A 2184-nucleotide genomic window follows, 5' to 3' on the forward strand; every position below is an offset into this window, starting at 1 on the left:
AATAAAAATTCTCTATAGATTGCTAGTGAAGACGGTTGAAAAAACCGATATTTGATGAAGTGTGCTGACTGTTAGCAGCAAGTGTAAGTCGTCTCCGATACATTTGAGATTGACAGACAATAAAGAAAAAAAAGTCACCAATAATGACAGATACCCCAGGTAAAACGAACAATAAATGAAATTTAGGTAACAATTTTAATAGTAACTTTGAGACATTTAATAGAGGTAAAATGAGCAGAATTAAAATTAGAAATTTTGGACCAATCAAAGCTGGATATCAGGATAATGATGGCTGGCTTAACATAGAAAAGGTTACTGTATTTATCGGCAATCAAGGTTCGGGAAAAAGCACGGTGGCAAAGTTAATTTCAACGTTTACTTGGATTGAAAAAGCATTAGTTAGAGGCGATTACAATAAAAAGTGGTTTGAGCGGAAGAACAAACTAAAAAATCAATACCTGAACTATCATCGTTTAGAGAATTACTTCAAATCCAATGGAGAAGATAATACAGTAATTGAGTACGAAGGTGACGCCTATTCTATAAAATATCAAGATGGATCGTTGGTGATTAATGAAGTTCCTAACAAAACCTATGTACTGCCCCAGATTATGTATGTGCCTGCAGAAAGAAACTTTATTACCTATGTTAAAACACCCAAAGAGTTAAAATTATCATCCGAATCTTTAAAGGAATTCCTAACGGAATTTGATAATGCGAAAAATGAAATGAAAGGATTGGAAAAACTTCCAATCAACAATGTAGATATTGAATACGACAAACTCAATGATACGCTCAACTTAAAAGGTGAAGGTTATAAAGTGATGCTAACCGAGGCTTCCAGTGGCTTTCAATCACTTGTTCCATTATATCTTGTTTCAGGATATTTGGCGAACTCTGTTAAAAAGCAGAGTGATTCCAATAAAGAACCAATGAGCAGTGAAGAAATGCAACGATTCAAAAAAGGAGTTGAAGAAATTTTGAATAATGAGAGTTTAACTGATGAACAAAAGAGAGTTGCACTCTCAGTACTTTCATCTAAATTTAATAAAACAGCTTTTGTAAATATTGTTGAAGAACCAGAACAAAATTTATTTCCTTCTTCGCAATGGAATATGCTTCAAAGTCTATTAAAGTATAATAACATGAATAAGGGCAACAAATTGATAATGACTACCCATAGCCCATATATAATCAATTATTTAAGCATAGCCATTCAAGGAAAATATTTGGAATGTAAAATAAAAAAATCAACAAAGAAAAACGAATTGCTTCTAAAACTGTATGAATTGGTTCCTGAAAAAGCAATGGTTTCAGCTGATAGTGTAACCGTATTTCAATTAAATGAGGAAGATGGTAGTATTAAAAAACTAGCTTCTGTCGATGGAATACCATCCGACAAAAATTATTTAAATGATATACTAGCTGAAGGCAATCATCTATTTGATTCACTACTTGAAATCGAGCAAGAACTATGAGTGTGAATTTTTTTGAAACTAAATGCAAGGAATCTTCGAGACAGGATAAGCTTTTCGGAATATGTGATGACCAAAATGGAACAAGGGCTTATACCAATGTGACAGATAATACCAATTGGATTGCCAAAATCAACAATGATAATGACTTAGCTATTTCATTTACTGCAATTGATAATTGTATAATTGTCTTAAAAGAAGGAACAAAGGATAAAGAAAGCATTTGTGATGGTATGTTAACTTTTTCAAATAGTCTCTATTTGGTAGAATTAAAAAAGCAAGGTACTGGTGGTTGGCTTTCAGTTGCTAAAAGTCAATTAGAAAACACAATAAAGCTTCTTAGGTCAATGCACAATCTTGAAGAATACAAATACAAGAAAGCCTTTGCTTGCAACAAGAAGCATCCAAATTTTACTGTAATTGATTCAGCTGAAAGAAAAGCATTTTTTGAAAGAACCAAAGGCTTTAGAATTGATGCTCAAGCTGAGATTGCAATTAAATAATTGGTGTTTTATTGACAATTCCGCAACTAGCACTTACAATGGTTTTCACGAAGGATATACTAGAACACCAACTTTATATAGTTTCGGACATTATATTTGTGTTTCCTAAAGAGAAATACTTCTATCCGTTTTTTTAACTACTCAATTAAAATATAAATTGAAAATGACGGCTACAGATGCCCAAAAGAAAATAATAAATTTAACAA

Annotated in this window: 2 protein-coding genes; both read left to right on the plus strand. The window is 32.0% G+C overall.

The features are described from left to right. Positions 1 to 230: 230 nt before the first annotated feature. The gene (locus ACH2BV_RS05465) at positions 231 to 1478 is read left to right on the plus strand and encodes an ATP-binding protein (protein ID WP_395049717.1); all 1248 of its coding nucleotides are present in this window, start codon (positions 231 to 233) and stop codon (positions 1476 to 1478) included. Continuing rightward, positions 1475 to 1978, plus strand: a complete 504-nt coding sequence (locus ACH2BV_RS05470; RefSeq protein WP_395049718.1) for a hypothetical protein — start codon at positions 1475 to 1477, stop codon at positions 1976 to 1978. The genes ACH2BV_RS05465 and ACH2BV_RS05470 overlap by 4 nt, the downstream gene beginning before the upstream one ends. The last annotated feature ends 206 nt before the right edge of the window (positions 1979 to 2184 follow it).

Origin of the sequence: Flavobacterium sp. (genome assembly GCF_043780635.1) — a bacterium.
Taxonomy (GTDB): Bacteria; Bacteroidota; Bacteroidia; order Flavobacteriales; family Flavobacteriaceae; genus Flavobacterium.